Origin of the sequence: Vreelandella sp. F11 (assembly GCF_042466685.1) — a bacterium.
Taxonomy (GTDB): Bacteria; Pseudomonadota; Gammaproteobacteria; order Pseudomonadales; family Halomonadaceae; genus Vreelandella.
In genome coordinates this window covers 2,286,388-2,302,137 of sequence record NZ_CP170448.1, presented here as the reverse complement: position 1 = coordinate 2,302,137, position 15,750 = coordinate 2,286,388, and the positions used below count along the sequence as shown (strand labels likewise).

15 protein-coding genes and 4 tRNA genes are annotated in these 15,750 nt (G+C 54.0%); 8 read left to right on the top strand and 11 right to left on the bottom strand.

Annotated elements, in window-relative coordinates:
• Positions 1-189: 189 nt before the first annotated feature.
• Both ACFIOZ_RS10450 and ACFIOZ_RS10445 read right to left on the bottom strand, forming a co-directional pair.
• Positions 190-399 (bottom strand): putative motility protein, encoded by a 210-nt coding sequence (locus ACFIOZ_RS10450; RefSeq protein ID WP_211594299.1) that lies wholly within the window; start codon positions 397-399, stop codon positions 190-192.
• Positions 400-538: 139 nt separating this feature from the next.
• Complete coding sequence (locus ACFIOZ_RS10445) at positions 539-1,780, bottom strand: NAD(P)/FAD-dependent oxidoreductase (RefSeq protein ID WP_386083784.1); 1,242 nt, start codon at positions 1,778-1,780, stop codon at positions 539-541.
• 312 nt (positions 1,781-2,092) lie between these two features.
• On the opposite strand from ACFIOZ_RS10445, the gene amt reads away from it, so the two are divergent.
• Positions 2,093-5,473 (top strand): ammonium transporter, encoded by a 3,381-nt coding sequence (gene amt / locus ACFIOZ_RS10440; protein WP_386083782.1) that lies wholly within the window; start codon positions 2,093-2,095, stop codon positions 5,471-5,473.
• Between the two features lie 126 nt (positions 5,474-5,599).
• Here amt and ACFIOZ_RS10435 read toward each other — a convergent pair.
• The 4 genes from ACFIOZ_RS10435 to ACFIOZ_RS10420 all read right to left on the bottom strand — a co-directional run bounded on the left by ACFIOZ_RS10435 (position 5,600) and on the right by ACFIOZ_RS10420 (position 6,106).
• Positions 5,600-5,674, bottom strand: a tRNA-His gene (locus ACFIOZ_RS10435).
• A 35-nt stretch (positions 5,675-5,709) separates the two neighbouring features.
• A tRNA-His gene (locus tag ACFIOZ_RS10430) sits at positions 5,710-5,784 on the bottom strand.
• A 76-nt stretch (positions 5,785-5,860) separates the two neighbouring features.
• Positions 5,861-5,937: transfer RNA gene (locus ACFIOZ_RS10425), tRNA-Arg, on the bottom strand.
• Positions 5,938-6,029: 92 nt separating this feature from the next.
• Positions 6,030-6,106 (bottom strand) — tRNA-Pro (locus tag ACFIOZ_RS10420).
• A 209-nt stretch (positions 6,107-6,315) separates the two neighbouring features.
• On the opposite strand from ACFIOZ_RS10420, the gene folD reads away from it, so the two are divergent.
• Positions 6,316-7,185: a bifunctional methylenetetrahydrofolate dehydrogenase/methenyltetrahydrofolate cyclohydrolase FolD gene (gene folD, locus ACFIOZ_RS10415; protein WP_386083780.1), complete on the top strand. Its 870-nt coding sequence runs from the start codon at positions 6,316-6,318 to the stop codon at positions 7,183-7,185.
• 37 nt (positions 7,186-7,222) lie between these two features.
• The gene (mtnN, locus tag ACFIOZ_RS10410) at positions 7,223-7,930 is read left to right on the top strand and encodes a 5'-methylthioadenosine/S-adenosylhomocysteine nucleosidase (protein WP_386083779.1); all 708 of its coding nucleotides are present in this window, start codon (positions 7,223-7,225) and stop codon (positions 7,928-7,930) included.
• Positions 7,931-7,990: 60 nt separating this feature from the next.
• Here mtnN and pyrC read toward each other — a convergent pair whose 3' ends face one another.
• The gene (gene pyrC, locus ACFIOZ_RS10405) at positions 7,991-9,028 is read right to left on the bottom strand and encodes a dihydroorotase (RefSeq protein WP_386083777.1); all 1,038 of its coding nucleotides are present in this window, start codon (positions 9,026-9,028) and stop codon (positions 7,991-7,993) included.
• Positions 9,029-9,249: 221 nt separating this feature from the next.
• Between pyrC and ACFIOZ_RS10400 the strand changes: the two genes are divergently transcribed.
• The 3 genes from ACFIOZ_RS10400 to ACFIOZ_RS10390 are packed head-to-tail and all read left to right on the top strand — an operon-like array spanning position 9,250 to position 11,528.
• Positions 9,250-9,666, top strand: coding sequence for a hypothetical protein (locus ACFIOZ_RS10400; protein WP_386083775.1), 417 nt, complete (start codon positions 9,250-9,252; stop codon positions 9,664-9,666).
• Between the two features lie 7 nt (positions 9,667-9,673).
• Positions 9,674-10,945: an ATP-binding protein gene (locus ACFIOZ_RS10395; RefSeq protein WP_386083773.1), complete on the top strand. Its 1,272-nt coding sequence runs from the start codon at positions 9,674-9,676 to the stop codon at positions 10,943-10,945.
• A 43-nt stretch (positions 10,946-10,988) separates the two neighbouring features.
• Entirely contained in the window at positions 10,989-11,528 is a 540-nt protein-coding gene (locus ACFIOZ_RS10390; RefSeq protein WP_386083771.1) for a response regulator transcription factor, read from the top strand.
• Between the two features lie 60 nt (positions 11,529-11,588).
• Here ACFIOZ_RS10390 and ACFIOZ_RS10385 read toward each other — a convergent pair whose 3' ends face one another.
• Both ACFIOZ_RS10385 and hybE read right to left on the bottom strand, forming a co-directional pair.
• A complete protein-coding gene (locus ACFIOZ_RS10385) occupies positions 11,589-12,362 on the bottom strand; it encodes a 3-hydroxybutyrate dehydrogenase (protein WP_088701494.1) in 774 nt (257 codons plus the stop codon).
• Between the two features lie 89 nt (positions 12,363-12,451).
• Complete coding sequence (gene hybE, locus ACFIOZ_RS10380) at positions 12,452-12,877, bottom strand: [NiFe]-hydrogenase assembly chaperone HybE (RefSeq protein ID WP_386083770.1); 426 nt, start codon at positions 12,875-12,877, stop codon at positions 12,452-12,454.
• Positions 12,878-13,059: 182 nt separating this feature from the next.
• Here hybE and ACFIOZ_RS10375 point away from each other — a divergent pair, with 182 nt between their 5' ends.
• The gene (locus tag ACFIOZ_RS10375) at positions 13,060-13,323 is read left to right on the top strand and encodes a GrxA family glutaredoxin (protein ID WP_035579179.1); all 264 of its coding nucleotides are present in this window, start codon (positions 13,060-13,062) and stop codon (positions 13,321-13,323) included.
• Between the two features lie 104 nt (positions 13,324-13,427).
• Entirely contained in the window at positions 13,428-14,195 is a 768-nt protein-coding gene (locus ACFIOZ_RS10370; RefSeq protein ID WP_386083768.1) for a DUF1338 domain-containing protein, read from the top strand.
• 44 nt (positions 14,196-14,239) lie between these two features.
• On the opposite strand, the gene ACFIOZ_RS10365 is transcribed toward ACFIOZ_RS10370, so the two are convergent.
• Together ACFIOZ_RS10365 and ACFIOZ_RS10360 are read right to left on the bottom strand one after the other, a co-directional pair.
• Positions 14,240-14,905 carry a CoA transferase subunit B gene (locus ACFIOZ_RS10365; RefSeq protein WP_386083767.1) on the bottom strand — a complete coding sequence of 222 codons (666 nt, stop codon included), beginning with the start codon at positions 14,903-14,905 and terminating at the stop codon, positions 14,240-14,242.
• A 98-nt stretch (positions 14,906-15,003) separates the two neighbouring features.
• Positions 15,004-15,702 (bottom strand): CoA transferase subunit A, encoded by a 699-nt coding sequence (locus ACFIOZ_RS10360; protein ID WP_386083765.1) that lies wholly within the window; start codon positions 15,700-15,702, stop codon positions 15,004-15,006.
• Positions 15,703-15,750: the final 48 nt, after the last annotated feature.

The following is a 15,750-nucleotide window of genomic DNA, read 5'->3' as shown; positions in this document are numbered from 1 at the left end:
TCGCTAATTAGCCACCGCGCAGTGAGCAATGTTCATTGGCGCAATTGTAACGCCTGGAGGCAGCTGTTGTCGCGGGTGGCAGCAAACGTAACGCCCTTGTAAAAGACCAAAAAAAACGCTGAGCAAGTCAGCGTTTTATCGTACTAACGGTCATGACCGTTGCCAGTCAACCATTATGGGTACTGGGCTCTAGGCGTAGGTATTAACCTGCGTACCTACATTACCCTCTTTGGCCAAATCCGGTTCCGCGCCAGTGTCCGCTGAAGCCATGATTTCGGTCACTTGCTGCGCCTGAGTATCTAGCGCATCTTTAAACACCTGCATTTGTGCCTGCTCAGGAGTTTGCGCCTGGTTCATATAAAGCGACGCGCTAACAGAACTGCTGATGCCTACATCCATAGTTCCACCTCATGGTGTGCAAATGTACTTTTAAACTAGCAAAGCATTAGATCACGCGCAAAGATATCGTTCCCTATTACTTACCAGCATCTACTACTATCGGCTTATTTCAGCTGAGCATTAATGAATATAGCGCTAGCTAGAACCTGCCCGCGCGAAATGGAGCCATATCAATGGTGGTAGGCTGCCCTTCCATCATTTCCGCCAGCAGATGACCGGTTGCAGGCCCTAAAGTAAACCCCTGATGACCATGACCAAAGGCGAGCCAGAGCCCGGGATGCCTGGGTGCAGGCCCAATCACGGGCTTCATATCCGGCAAACAGGGTCTTGCGCCTTTCCAAGGCGCTTCATCGCGGCGTTCGCCAAGCGGGAACACGCCGCGCGCGACTTTCTCGGCAGCGCCTAACTGATTGACATCAGCGGGTGCATCCAGGCGGTCCAACTCCGCGCCAGTGGTCAGGCGAATACCCGCGTTCATCGGCGCTAATAAATAGCCGACCTCTGCATCCATGACCCAGAAATTTAGTTTGGCGGGCACTTGAGGTGCGTAGTGCATGTGGTAGCCACGTTTTACAAAGGTAGGAAAGTGATAGCCTAATTCTTTAAGCCAGCTTCCCGCCCAGGGCCCTAGCGCCACAACGACGTTATCTACTTCTAGCACTTCAGCAGCGGTATTCACCTGCCAGCGGTCACCCACTTGTTGAACCGACTTGATATCCGACTGCAAAATACGCCCGCCGTCTTTACTAAACGCTTGGGCATAAGCCGCGACCAACCCACCTGGGTCAGCAACCGTCCAGGGGTCAAGCCAGTGAATCGCACCGATAATGGTGTCACTCAACGAAGGCTCTTTCTCCTCAAGCGCAGCCCTATCCAGCTGCGCAAACTCTACGCCATAAAGGCGCCGCGCCTCTTCGGCTTCTTTAACCCGCGCGGCCAGTTTTTCCGGAGTGCGGTAAAGCTCAAGCCACCCCTGGCGGCGCACCAAATGATCCGCGCCCGCGGCATCAATCATCGGGCCGTGAGTTTTCAGCGAAAGCTGAATAAGCGAAGCGTATTCCGGCACAATTTTTTGGTAAGCCTTTGGCGCTGAGTTCATCCAGTAGCGCAATAGCGGTGAGGCGGCGTTAACCATGCCCGCCGGACGATAGCGAATATCCACCCGGCGGTTAGGTAAAACGCTGAGTAGCGTCTTCACGTCGCGGGGAAAGGGGTAAGGCCTAACCGCTTCACGTTGAATAATACCCGCATTGCCAAACGAGGTTTCACGGCCAGGCTGAAGGCGATCCACCAGGGTGACCTCATGCCCCCGCTGGCGCAGATGCCAGGCAATGCTGACACCCACCATGCCTGCTCCCAAAACTACCGTTTGACGCGCCATTTTGATGCACTCCCTTTCACGGATTTAGAACCACAATTGAAGCTCGATAACTATTTGAAAAATATCACCAATTCATTCGCATTTATATAGTCGTAAACGCTATTTTTATAGCAATAAACAGCAATTAATACTGTTATAAGCGTTAAAAACGATGACTTCACTATTAGCGGCATAACAATTGCTTAGTTTCTATTAGGAAACCTTAATGGCATTCAGCTAGCGCCGCTGTAACGGTTTCTTCTCCTACCGCGCAAAACCCATAAAGCACCAAAAAGAAGCGCACCTGCACCAAAAGTTGCTAAGGAAAACATCATGCCTGCCACGCTAGATTTGCATAGCTCGCTGCTCGACACACTTTGGGTACTGTGGGCCGCTGCTTTGGTATTTGTGATGCAAGCTGGCTTTCTCTGCCTGGAAGCAGGCACGACGCGTACCAAAAACGCCATCAACGTCGCTATGAAAAACGTAGCGGACTTTGCCATTGCCGTCAGTGTTTTCTGGTTCATCGGTTTTGGCATCATGTTTGGCGACTCTTACCAGAGCTTAGTCGGTTCGACACTGTTTGGCTGGCAGTTGGAAGCGTCCAGCAGCTGGGTGATTACCGTTTTTATTTTCCAAGCCATGTTCTGCGCCACCTCTGCGACCATTGTGTCCGGTGCGGTGGCGGAACGTATGCCTTTTATAGTCTACACCTGGACAGCCCTCTGGATAGCCTTACTCATCTACCCGATTTTTGGCCACTGGGCGTGGGGCGGGCTGTTAGGCGGTGCAAAGGGCTGGCTTGGCTCGCTCGGGTTTATCGACTTTGCAGGCTCGACGGTCGTGCATAGCGTGGGTGGCTGGGTGGCGCTGGCTGCCGTACTCTGTATTGGCCCACGTACTGGGCGCTTCACCCACGGCAAACCACCCACCGCTTTTCCCTCTGGCAACCTGCCTCTCGCTATGCTCGGCGCGCTGTTTATGATTTTAGGCTGGTTTGGTTTTAACGGCGGCAGCACCCTGGCGGTTACCGAGCAAATACCCGGCATAATAGCCAATACTGTGTTGGGCGCCGTTGGAGGCATTCTTTCGGGCATGCTAATGGGACTAAGAACGCGACGCTACGCCGACGTAATGTATGCGATTAATGGCGCCATTGCGGGCTTGGTTGCTGTCACTGCCAGCGCTCATGTGATCTCTTTATCGGCGGCATTTGGGCTAGGCGCGGTTGGTGGCGTACTGATGGTGCTGACCAGCGAATGGCTGCTAAGTAAGCATATCGATGATGCGGTCAGCGCCATTCCTTCGCACCTTGTCGCAGGCATTTGGGGTACGCTCGCTCTGCCCTGGGTGGCCGACCTCTCGCTACTGGAGAGCGGCTTATCCCGGTCGGCTCAGTTTGGCGTACAGTTGATCGGCGTTGTGGTGTGTGGCATTTGGAGCTTTGGCAGCGCCTGGCTGCTGTTCCGCGTTACCCGGCGCTTCCTGCCTATACGCGTCTCACCTGAGGCAGAAAAGATGGGCCTCAACCTCGCTGAACATGGCGCCAACAACGAGCTAAACCAACTACTTGAGCATATGCGCCAACATGAACGTCAGGGCGATATGCGCCAGCGGATCGAGGCCGATCCGTTTACCGAAGTGGGCGAAATAGCCGCAAGCTATAATCGTGTCACCGCCGCTCTGGAGCGCGCCGTGGGGCATACCCGCGTGATGCTGCGCAACCTTCGCGATGGCGTCATCACCTGGCAGGCAGACGGCACTTTAACAAGCCTGAATCCCGGGGCGGAGCAGCTCTTCGAAGTCAACGCCGCACAGCTTATTGGTCAACCTGTCTCAACGCTACTACCCGCCCGCTCCTTAACGCCTGGCGCACGTCATGAAATTAAGCGACGCAACGCAGACATGCAGGTGCGCTACCTGGAGATACAAGTCAGCGAAGGGGCTAGCGGTTCCGTGTCAGAGCGCTCTGGAATGGTAAGAGACATTACCGAACGCAAACAGCTCCAGGAGCAGTTAAACCGCGAACACGACCTTGCCCGCACTACCCTGGCATCCATCGGTGATGGTGTTATTACCTGTGACGCCAGTGGCAACGTCACCTTTATCAATGCGGAAGCCAAACGCCTAACCGGATGGACACTTGAGGAGGCCCTGGATAAACCTATTTCCCTGGTGTATCAACTACTCGAGGAAGCTAGTAAAGAGCCGCTCAGCAACCCAGCCCGACAAGTGCTAACTCAGCTAACCCCAGTGCACTCCACCGAACACTGCCTGCTGGTGAACCGTGATCACACCCATACCCCCATTCAGCACAGCGCTTCGCCAATACGTTCGCGTAGCGGCATTACCTTAGGCGCAGTGGTTGTTTTTCAGGATGTAAGCCTCACCCGCCAACTCACCGAACAGCTCAGCTATCAGGTCAGCCACGACAACCTGACCGATCTGCTCAATCGCCGCGCCTTCGAATCAGCACTGACTGCGCTACTCAATCGCGACGAGGGTTACCATGTGCTGTGCTACCTGGATCTCGATCAGTTCAAAATCGTCAATGATACCTGCGGTCATCTAGCGGGAGATGAGCTGCTGCGCCAAGTGGCGTTAAAGCTCAAAGATCATGTGCGCAGTAGCGATATTGCCGCCCGCCTGGGTGGCGATGAATTCGCTTTGTTGCTACCCGATTGCGGTATAGAGCGAGCTTTGTCCATTGCGGAAGCGCTACGTTGTGATATCGAACAGTACCGTTTTGCCTGGCAGGGGCACACCTTTGGTATCGGCGTGAGCATTGGCTTGGTTGAACTGAACACTGCTCAGCCCATGCAGTTGAGCCAGGCACTCCACGCCTCTGACGCGGCCTGCTACGCCGCCAAAGAGGCCGGCCGCAATCGTATCCACTGTTATCAGCCTGACGACCACTCATTACTGGAGAAACATGGTGAACTTCAGTGGGTACAACGCCTGCAAAACGGCTTGGATAACGATACCTTCCGCCTTTACGCTCAACCCATTGTCCCCGTTTGTGCCGACGGCCCTGGCTACCGAGAAATTCTGCTCCGACTTGAAGAGCAGACCGAGATCATCGCGCCTGGCAGCTTTCTCCCCGCCGCCGAGCGTTATCACTTCATGGTACGTATAGACCGCTGGGTTATTCGTAATACTCTAGCCTGGCTAGGGGATCAAAACCGCCACGCGACTCTACCGTCGCACAGTTTGTGGGGAATCAATCTATCTGGAGAGTCGCTATCTGATGCTGACTTCTGCCAGGATCTTATTGCTCAAGTCGCCATGGCAGGCCTACCCCACGGCACGCTCTGTTTTGAAATTACTGAAAGCACCGCCATTGCCCAACTTTCTAGAGTTGGCGAATTAATTGTCACCCTCAAAGAGTACGGCTGCCTCTTTGCACTGGATGACTTCGGCACCGGACTCTCCTCTTTTAGCTACTTGAAGCAGTTACCGGTCGATTATTTAAAAATTGACGGACACTTTATCCGCAATGTGGATCAGGATCCGATTGACCGAGCGATGGTCGAGGCCATTCATGCTGTCGGCAAGGCGCTTGGTATTGCCACCATTGCTGAATTTGTGGAACACCAGACAACGCTGGATACGTTGCGGCACATGGGCATTGACTACGCACAAGGTTATTTACTTGGCAGGCCTGAACCGCTCACTCATATGCCAGGCCATCGCATTAAGGTGATGCCACGCTAGCCAGCCATGGAAATGCTAAATGCTCAAAACGCAAAAAACCCGACTAAGGGCAGCATTTTTATCGACAGAGAAGTAACTAAAAAAGTAGCAACTAGAACAGGAAGGAAATGCAATATGCGGGGGTAATGGGGTGGATGATGGGACTTGAACCCACGACCACCGGAGTCACAATCCGGGGCTCTACCACTGAGCTACACCCACCACAACCTAAAAACTGGAAACGCAAATATTGTCACTGGGGTGGATGATGGGATTTGAACCCACGACCACCGGAGTCACAATCCGGGGCTCTACCCCTGAGCTACACCCACCAAAGACAATCTTACGTAAAACAAATAGCAAGTGCTTGAAGATAGGATTCTGACAGGTTGTTACCACTGATTGAGGTGGCACGCCCAGCAGGAATCGAACCCGCAACCTACGGCTTAGAAGGCCGTTGCTCTATCCGGTTGAGCTATGGGCGCACATAGAGTATTCATAACAAACGAATACTGATGAGCACTAGACCACAACTGCAGCTTGGAAAAGCAAACTACTACCTTTCTTGCTAAGTGAATGGTCGGGATGGAGGGATTCGAACCCCCGACATCCTGCTCCCAAAGCAGGCGCGCTACCAGACTGCGCTACATCCCGATTTTCATCACCTTAGACGCTACCGTGCTGCCCGTCTCAAGCGAGGCATATATTACTATTTTTAATTTTAAAGTCAACCATTAAAGTGATTGTTAGTGAAGGCGCTTTGCCTGGATGCCCCGACATGCGAAAATTGCCGTCTTTAAAGCGCTGTCGCGTGAGCGTTTTACTGTCTAGGCCATTTTTAACATCCACAGGGATTCCATTACATGACCGCCCAACTAATCGATGGCAAAGCCATCGCTGCTACTGTCCGCCAACAGGTTGCCGAAAAGATCGCTGCACGCCGTCAAGCTGGCGGGCGGGCACCAGGACTAGCCGTGGTTGTGGTCGGGGACGATCCCGCCTCTCATGTGTATGTCAGTAATAAACACCGCGCCTGCGAACAAGCAGGCATTATCTCCTTTAGACATGCCCTGCCCGCTACAACCTCACAGCATGAGCTGGAAGCCCTGGTTGACCAGCTTAACAACGATCCTGCCGTGGATGGCATCTTGGTTCAACTGCCCCTGCCCAAGCATCTTGATGCCGGGCCCATTTTAGAGCGTATTCTTCCGGACAAAGATATCGATGGTTTCCATCCCTACAACATTGGCCGCTTAGCCCAGCGTATGCCCGCCCTGCGCCCCTGCACGCCGAAAGGGATAATGACGTTACTAGCACAGAGTGATATTGAGTTACGCGGCTTGGACGCCACCGTGGTGGGCGCTTCCAACATCGTTGGCCGCCCGATGGCGCTAGAACTCATGCTAGCGGGTTGTACTACCACCGTTTGTCATCGCTTTACGCAGAACCTCAAAGAGCACGTGAGCCGCGCCGACATTTTAGTCGTGGCTGTCGGCAAGCAGGGTGTTGTCAACGGCGAGTGGATTAAGCCCGGCGCTATCGTGATCGACGTAGGTATCAACCGCCAGGAGGACGGCACGCTAAAAGGCGACCTTGATTTTGCTGCTGCCGCCGAACGCGCCAGCTTTATCACCCCCGTCCCCGGAGGCGTTGGGCCAATGACTGTCGCTACGCTGCTGGAAAACACACTGGAAGCCGCCGAGCAGCACGACTTAGCAACCGATCATGCCTGAGTTAAACATCACCCTTTTTGTATAGGAGCATGGCGCAGTGAAGCGTATTGGTATTATTGGCGCAATGGCGCAGGAAGTAAGCACGTTGGTGGGCCAGTTGGATAACCCCCAGCGATATGAGCACGCAGGGTTTGTATTCCATACCGGCACGCGTTACGGCCTTGAGGTCATCGTACTGCTGTCGGGGATTGGCAAGGTTAACGCCGCGGTAGGCACGGCTATTATATTAGAGCGTCATCAACCCGATGCCATTATCAACACCGGTTCCGCCGGAGGCTTTGCCACCGATTTAGCCATTGGCGATGTCATCATTTCAGACGAAGTTCGTCACCACGACGTTGACGCCGTGGTGTTCGGCTACGAGATAGGCCAGGTACCGGGGATGCCCGCTGCTTATTTAGCCGACACAGGGCTGCGAGAGGTGGCACGTAACGCCATCGCCTCGTTAGGCGAAGTCAAGGTGCGCGAAGGCTTGATCGCCACCGGTGACGCCTTTATGTCCGATCCTGCCCGAGTAGACGCAACCCGCGCCCAGTTCCCCAACATGCTGGCGGTAGAGATGGAGGGCGCCGCCATTGCCCAAACGTGCCACCTCTACCAGTGCCCTTTTGTGGTGATCCGCGCGCTCTCTGATATTCCCGGCAGCGGCGACAACCATCTCTCCTTCGATGAGTTTCTGGAAGTAGCCGCCGACCACTCATCGCGCATGGTTGATCAAATGCTTAAGCAACTTGGCAGCGTATAACGGGCTTACTAGGTGCTCGATGCCGCCGACGTTAAAGCCGTCGGCGGCATTCGCTACCCGCTAAGACTTAATCGCCCAGCTCAGCGTCTCCCCCGCCAGCAGGGGAATGATTTGCTCCCCTTGGGCGTAAGGATAACTTTCCGGCAGCGTCCAACTCCGCCGTTCAAGCGTAATGGTGTCCAGGTTAGGTGTTAGCCCGTAAAAACGCGGTCCATTAAGGCTCGCAAAGGCTTCCAACTTGTCCAAGGCATTCATTTCATCGAAGGCAGTGGCGTATAGCTCAATGGCCGCAGGTGCAGTATAGGCACCGGCACAGCCGCAGCTTGACTCTTTAGCCCCCTGGGAGTGCGGTGCACTATCGGTACCCAAAAAGAACTTATGGCTGCCGCTGGTAGCTGCTTTCAGCAGCGCCTGGCGATGCTGTTCACGCTTCAGGATCGGCAGGCAGTAGTAGTGAGGACGAATGCCGCCCACCAGCATTTTATTACGGTTAAACAGCAGATGATGAGCGGTAATGGTGGCCGCCACACTGTCCGGTGCCTGAGCAACAAACTCAGCAGCCTGCTGGGTAGTAATATGCTCACACACTACTTTCAGCGTTGGGTGGCGCTCCATCAGTGGCTTCATCACTGTTTCAATGAATACCGCTTCGCGATCAAAAATATCGATCTCTGCATGGGTGACTTCACCGTGCACCAGAAGTGGCATGCCCAACTTGGCCATCATCTCAATCGTTGCGTCGCAGCGGGCCAAATCAGTCACCCCTGAATCGGAGTTCGTGGTGGCACCCGCAGGGTAGAGCTTCACCGCTTTAACAATGCCACTTTGCGCCGCACGCTCGATCTCTTCCGGCGGGGTTGTATCGGTGAGGTAGAGCACCATTAAGGGTTCGAAGGTACTCCCCGCAGGCAAGGCATCGAGAATACGCTGGCGGTATTCAAGCGCCTTGGCAGTCGTGGTCACCGGCGGGGTGAGATTAGGCATAATAATCGCCCGCCCCATTTGCGCAGCAGTATGGCCAACTACCGCTTTAAGCGCTTCATCGTCGCGCAAGTGAAGGTGCCAATCGTCGGGGCGAGTCAGTGTTACGGTGTCCACGGCAAGTCCTGTAGTGGTGTAAAGGCAGATATAATGCAGCGTGTACAGTATACGCAATTGCGCGATGGGATAAATCCGCTACTCAGACGCCCACACCCTCGTCCAAGTGTCGTATCATGGCGCAGCTTTTTAAGACACGGCTATTTTAAGATTCGGCTCGAACGGTTAATTTTACACGCTTTTATAACAGTTGGTTTTTGACGCTAAGGATTCGGTTGTTTATGCAGAACGTGCGCCGCTATGCGGATATTATTGCCAGCCTGGAAGGGTTGATGTGGCTAAGTCTCGCCTGGTCAATTTCACTCTCCGTTCATATCGGCAGCACGGAACCCACTCTCGCTAGCCTATTGGTGATTGGCGCCCTGGTGGTTTTCTGCTGGGCACATCGGCCGCTACGTTATTTGCTGGGACGCTACCATATTCGCAAACGGCGAACCGACATGTGGATTCACACCCTGGCGCTACCGCTGCTACTGGCGATGTTTTTCCACATAATGATTGAAGCGTTACTGGGTAGCGCATGGCTTCCGCCTAAAATGCTACTGTTCAATATCTTGGCTTCTGCAGGCTGGGCAACCTACGTCATGACCCTGCTGATTAAATTTATCATTCATGGCTTTAAAGCCAGAACCAAGTAAGTCCATCATGCCGACAGAACTACCCCTTCCGCTCTCGACCCCCAACCGCAATTTGGTGCGACTGACTATTGTCCGCGGCATCACGTGGACCGGTTTTTTACTGGCGATTGTGGTGGGCGTAGAGCTGCTGGCTTTCGATCTACCGGTAACCGCTGTGGTGAGCGTGGTTATTTCCATGGGCGTACTCAATATCGCCACCTGGTGGCGCCTGGGTCGCCCACGTGCAGTGACGCATCTAGAGTACTTACTGCACTTACTCGCCGATATCACTGGCTTAACACTACTGTTCTACTTCTCGGGCGGCTCCACTAACCCTTTTATTACCTACTACCTGGTGCCGGTCACCATCGCCGCAGCCACACTACCCTGGCGCCACGCCTGGATCATCGCCGCCTGCTCCATGGCAGGCTATACCTTTTTAATGTTCTCCTACTATCCGATCCCTCAACTGGGCCATATCAATAGCGATAGCCCCTTGAGTCTGCACATATTGGGTATGTGGCTTAACTTTGGCCTCTCGGCGGGTCTGGTGACGTTTTTTATTTATAAAATGGCCCACGCACTACGGAGCCGTGACCAGGCACTCTCACGTACTCGGGAAGCCGCCTTACGTAATGAGCAGGTATTGGCGGTCGCCACCCAAGCGGCGGGCACTGCCCATGAGCTGGGTACCCCACTCTCTACCATGGCAGTTCTCCTCAAAGAGATGCAGGCCGACACCCCCGCCGACTCGGCGCTCGATCAAGACATCAATTTACTTCGTCAGCAGGTAGACGTATGCAAATCACGTCTGCAAAATTTAGTCTCTAACGCGGACCGTCGGCGCATGGCGGAACCCGAAGTGCTGGATGCGGAAGTGTGGTTAGCGGGGGTTGTACAGCGCTGGCTGGTGCTTCGTCCGGATGTGAGCCATCAATTCGATGTAGCCGAGAAACGCGGCAGGCCTTGGCTGGCCGTCGATGCCACCCTCGACCAGGCGTTAACCAATTTGCTCAATAACGCCGCTGACGCGAACCCTGAACACATTGCCATACGCTTAGACTGGCAGAGTGAGAGCGTGGTGATTGATATACGCGACCATGGCCCAGGTGTCGCCATGTCGATTGCCGACCAGCTGGGGGAGACATTTATTTCGACCAAAAGCAAGGGCATGGGCATCGGTCTGTTTTTAACCCATGCCACCATCAATCGCTTTGGTGGCGGCGTAAGTCTGTATAATCACCCGGAAGGGGGCACGCTAACGGAAGTTACGCTGCCTCGCTGCGCGGCGCCCAACTAAACGCGACCGCCCCAAGCACCGCCAGTAATGGATTGAGGACAACATGCAAACGCGAGAGCAACGCCTGCTGATCATTGATGACGATGAAATGTTTTGCCATGTGCTGAATCGTGCCCTAACCCGCCGAGGTTACGATGTCATCGTCGCCCACGACGCAGAGCAGGCCCTGGCCATGGCCGCACAGCATGCGCCTACCATGGCGACCCTTGATTTAAAGCTGGAAAACAGCTCAGGTTTAAAACTGCTTCCCGAGCTACTTGCCACCATCCCTCAGTGTCGTATTGTGGTGCTAACCGGCTACTCGAGTATTGCCACAGCCGTGGAGGCAATGAAACTCGGCGCGGTTAATTACTTATGTAAGCCGGTGGATGCTGATGACGTTTTAATCGCTTTCGAGCGCCAAGCTGGCGACCCGGATATTGAACTGGCTGACAATCCCCCCTCGATTAACCGCATCACCTGGGAGCATATTCAGAAAGTGCTGCAGGAGCACGATGGCAATATATCCGCCACCGCACGGGCGCTGGGTATGCACCGCCGCACCTTGCAGCGGAAATTACAAAAACGCCCGGTGCGTCGTTAAAGCCTGCAACAAATCACCCCGCCAACCACACAAGGTCACTGGCGGGGCCAAACTGATTAATTAATGCGCCGTCCAACCAAGATCAATATTAAAGCTCGATCCAGTCACGGCACCGGCGGCGTCAGATGCCAGGTAAGCGACTAACTGCGCCACCTCTTCAGGCTCTATCAAGCGCTTGATGGCGGCCTGTTTAAGCATGACTTTTTCGATCACCTCCTGCTCATCCATACCGTGCAATTTAGCCTGGTCGGCGATCTGATTGTCCACCAGCGGGGTTTTGACATAGGCAGGACATACCGCATTCGCAGTGATGCCCTGTTCACCGCCCTCCAGCGCCGCCGTTTTGGTCAAACCAATCATGCCGTGTTTGGCGCTGATATACGCCGCTTTTCCTGGCGAAGCCACCTGAGCGTGTATCGAGGCTACGTTCACAATGCGTCCCCAGCCCTTTTCCCGCATATGCGGCCAAGCCGCCTGTGTGAGCAAGAAAGGCGCCGTTAGCATCAGGTCCATAATCTGACGCCACTTCTCCTCGGGGAAGGTCTCAATCGAGGCAACGTGCTGAATCCCAGCGTTATTGACCAGTATATCCACACCGCCAAAACGCTTAACCGCATCGGCCACCGCCGCCCGGCAGGCATCAGGATCGGTTAGATCCGCTTCAAAGAAGGCTGCGCCGGCTTGTTCAGCGACCGCCTTCCCCGCTGGATTAAAATCAACGGCAAGCACTTGATGGCCTAACTCACAAAAGTGCTTAACCACTGCGGCACCGATCCCGCTGCTGGTACCGGTGACCAGCGCAACTCGCGGCGTTGTAACGGCTTGGGAAGTCATAGGCAATTTCCTTTTCACTACGTGGATGGGAGTTCTATTGAAAGTCCTGCTTGTAGCATCCTTGTCAGTATAGCTATCTAGGCGTTGGGCTAGGCGTTGGAGACTTCAGCGGGTTGCATTAAACGCGCCATCATTTGCTGCGCCAGCCTCGCGGCCTCCTGCATGCTCTCCAGCTCGCTTAAATCACCCAAAATGGCGCGCTTATAGAGTGGGTAGCCGCCAGGTAAACGCTCACGGGATAGCTGATAACCCCCTGAGGGCAATGAGAGCGTCAACGTCTCCGCCATGGACTCAGCCCACAGAGCGGGTTGGGGCACGCCGACCAACCAAAGTTCACAAGGCGTAATCAACGCACCCACCAGGTGCTCAGCGCCGTAATACTGAAAGCATAGCGCATCAACCCCTAAACGCGGGTTCCAGTCACTTTTCTGTTTCATTGACGGCAAGTGCGCATCTCGGTACGTCTTTGCCAGTTCAGCAAGGAGAGCGTATTCGTCAGCGGTAAGCGTTTGCATAGGCTTAATCGTTTCCCCAGATAATAACGGGCATTAATGGTTCGTGTAGCGAGCTGCTATTGGCGAAACAAGCTCCGGTCAGCCACAATAGGCGCGAATTTATCGCTCAGCCAACGGCTATTTACCCTTCAGTGACTGCCCACTTGGTTACTTATTCTGCTTATCGTAAAGGAGTACCCGCTATGTTTGTGGTTATTTTTGGTCGGATGTCATGCCCTTTCTGTGTGCGCGCTAAACAGCTTGCCGAACACTTGGAAAAAGTCGGTAAAATTGAGGGCTATCGCTATGTAGATATGCCTTCCGAAGGGGTAACGAAAGAAGATATTGCCAAAACGGCAGGCAAACCCATTCACACCGTTCCGCAGGTGTTTGTCGATCAAGCCCATGTGGGCGGCTTTACTGAATTTGATCAGTTTGTTCGCGACCAGCAACTGCTTGCCGTTTAACCGCTCGTTAATACGCGTTGAACCCTTGCTTACCTCGCTTGCCTATACTGAGCAGTTATTTAATGGCTCACGCTAGGTGTGCCACTTTAGGCAAGGAGTTCACCATGCAGCGTCAGGAGTTTGTTCAGCAGCTGTGGCTAGACTATGTACATACCCATCCCGATATCGGTGCGCTTAGACTGTGGCCATTATCAACCACGGCCGAATATTTAACGCTCGTCACACTCAATTACGGCCCTTTTACCGCTGCCGCACTGACTGGCAACTTGGCCCATATGGGCTATCGCCGGATGGGCCACTACGCCATGGCCGATAAAGGACTACTGGTGCAACTGCTCGCACCCAGCGATGGCAGCAGTTGGCTGGTGCTAGCGGAGCTGCAAATAGGCACACTCTCCAAGGCGCCACGGGAAGCCATTGAAGGGTTGGTGCAACAATCGCATCCTCAGGACTGCAAGGGCCATAACTTACTCTGCCGTGGCCGCCCTTGGCCAATGCCAAGCTGGTCGCTTTATCAACAGCTGCAGCAAGCGCACCCATTAGCTGCCTGGATAGCGGTGATGGGTCCCCGACTGCATCATGCTGGCTTTGATTGCGGGCAGCTTGGGGATCCCTTGGAGACGCTGAATCAACGCCTCAACGAAGTGGGCATGCCAAGTCTTCAGGGGCAGCAGAACGGCGTTTTTACAGTGTCATCACTGCTGGATCACCGCTTCTATCCCACCACACCGCAGAAAGCAGTTTTCGCCGATGGCGATGAGCATCGCCTCTGCCTGGGGGGGCTGGCGCTCGTGCAAAAGCATGTTGAAGATAACCACGAGCGAATTGCTGAGGTTCTGCTACCCCACCATACACGCTGTGAGATGGCGTGAGACGCTAGCGGCATAAGCACTAGCGTCTTCACGGGTAGTGGTGGTTACTCGGCGTCAAACGTCATCTCGGGAACATGGTCAGGCACAATTAGCTTGCCCGCCGTTTTCTCGACGATCTCCTCAACGCTTACGCCTGGTGCGCGCTCCTTGAGAATAAAGGCGCCATCTTGGATTTCAAGATAGGCAAGATCCGTCAACACACGGTTAATGCAGCCTGCGCCAGTTAGCGGCAGTTCGCATTTTTCCAGTAGCTTAGATTCGCCATGCTTAGAGGCGTGGGTCATCGTACAAATGATGTTTTCGGCACCGGCGACGAGATCCATGGCACCGCCCATGCCTTTAATCAGCTTGCCAGGAATCATCCAGGAAGCGATGTTGCCCTGCTGATCCACTTCAAAAGCCCCCAACACGGTCAGATCCACGTGGCCGCCACGAATCATCGCAAACGATTCTGCGGATGAAAAAATCGCCGCGCCTGGTCGAACTGTCACCGTCTCTTTGCCTGCATTGATCATATCGGCATCAAGTTCGTCTTCGGTGGGGTAGCGGCCCATCCCCAACAGTCCGTTTTCGGATTGCAGCATAACGTCGATGCCATCCGGGATGTAGTTGGCGACCAGGGTGGGAATACCAATGCCCAGGTTGACGTAAAAACCATCTTGAAGTTCTTGGGCGACACGTTGAGCCATCTGTTCGCGCGTTAAAGCCATGGTAGTTTCCTCTTGCTGAATCGTTTAATAAGAAGCGAGTGTTACGACGTTTGAAGCCGACGGCGTTTGAAACTGACTAAGTTTGAAGCCGTGACGGATTAACTGCGCACCGTGCGTTTCTCTATCCGCTTCTCAAACGTGCCTAGAATAATCCGATCCACATAGATACCTGGCGTGTGGATCTGGCTAGGTTCAAGCTCACCCGGCTCAACGATCTCTTCAACTTCCACCACGGTAATTTTTCCTGCTGTGGCGGCCATGGGGTTAAAATTTTGCGCCGTATGGCGATACATCACGTTGCCATAGCGATCCGCCTTCCAGCCTTTCACAATAGCAAAGTCGCCTACGATGGCTTCTTCTAAAATACAGTGTCGCCCATTAAATTCGCGAACCTCTTTACCCTCACCAATCGGGGTGCCGTAGCCGGTGGCAGTGTAAAAAGCGGGAATGCCAGCGCCACCTGCGCGCATTTTTTCCGCCAAGGTACCTTGAGGCGTTAATACCACCTCAATTTCATCGTTGAGCATCTGCTTCTCAAACAGGGCATTTTCACCTACGTAAGAGGCCAGAATCTTACTGATTTGACGATCTTCAAGCAGTATTCCCAAGCCAAAACCATCGACACCGCAGTTATTGGACACTACGGTAAGATCATTAACGCCGCGGCGCTTGATCTCGGCGATCAGGTTTTCAGGGATGCCGCAGAGCCCGAAGCCACCGGCGATGACGGTCATACCGCTCTCGATGCCTTCCATTGCCTCTTCGTAGGAAGCTACACGCTTATCGAATCCTGCCATTGTTGTGCCTCACATTGTTGTTGATGATCACTATTAGCGTAGATGAGT

Excerpts from the sequence above, each read along its gene's own strand:
- ACFIOZ_RS10445 (WP_386083784.1), bottom strand. The coding sequence starts at position 1,780 with ATGGCGCGTCAAACGGTAGTTTTGGGAGCAGGCATGGTGGGTGTCAGC.
- ACFIOZ_RS10450 (WP_211594299.1), bottom strand. The coding sequence starts at position 399 with ATGGATGTAGGCATCAGCAGTTCTGTTAGCGCGTCGCTTTATATGAAC.
- ACFIOZ_RS10390 (WP_386083771.1), top strand. The coding sequence starts at position 10,989 with ATGCAAACGCGAGAGCAACGCCTGCTGATCATTGATGACGATGAAATG.
- ACFIOZ_RS10375 (WP_035579179.1), top strand. The coding sequence starts at position 13,060 with ATGTTTGTGGTTATTTTTGGTCGGATGTCATGCCCTTTCTGTGTGCGC.
- amt (WP_386083782.1), top strand. The coding sequence starts at position 2,093 with ATGCCTGCCACGCTAGATTTGCATAGCTCGCTGCTCGACACACTTTGG.
- ACFIOZ_RS10385 (WP_088701494.1), bottom strand. The coding sequence starts at position 12,362 with ATGACTTCCCAAGCCGTTACAACGCCGCGAGTTGCGCTGGTCACCGGT.
- ACFIOZ_RS10370 (WP_386083768.1), top strand. The coding sequence starts at position 13,428 with ATGCAGCGTCAGGAGTTTGTTCAGCAGCTGTGGCTAGACTATGTACAT.
- hybE (WP_386083770.1), bottom strand. The coding sequence starts at position 12,877 with ATGCAAACGCTTACCGCTGACGAATACGCTCTCCTTGCTGAACTGGCA.
- ACFIOZ_RS10360 (WP_386083765.1), bottom strand. The coding sequence starts at position 15,702 with ATGGCAGGATTCGATAAGCGTGTAGCTTCCTACGAAGAGGCAATGGAA.
- ACFIOZ_RS10400 (WP_386083775.1), top strand. The coding sequence starts at position 9,250 with ATGCAGAACGTGCGCCGCTATGCGGATATTATTGCCAGCCTGGAAGGG.
- folD (WP_386083780.1), top strand. The coding sequence starts at position 6,316 with ATGACCGCCCAACTAATCGATGGCAAAGCCATCGCTGCTACTGTCCGC.
- ACFIOZ_RS10395 (WP_386083773.1), top strand. The coding sequence starts at position 9,674 with ATGCCGACAGAACTACCCCTTCCGCTCTCGACCCCCAACCGCAATTTG.
- ACFIOZ_RS10365 (WP_386083767.1), bottom strand. The coding sequence starts at position 14,905 with ATGGCTTTAACGCGCGAACAGATGGCTCAACGTGTCGCCCAAGAACTT.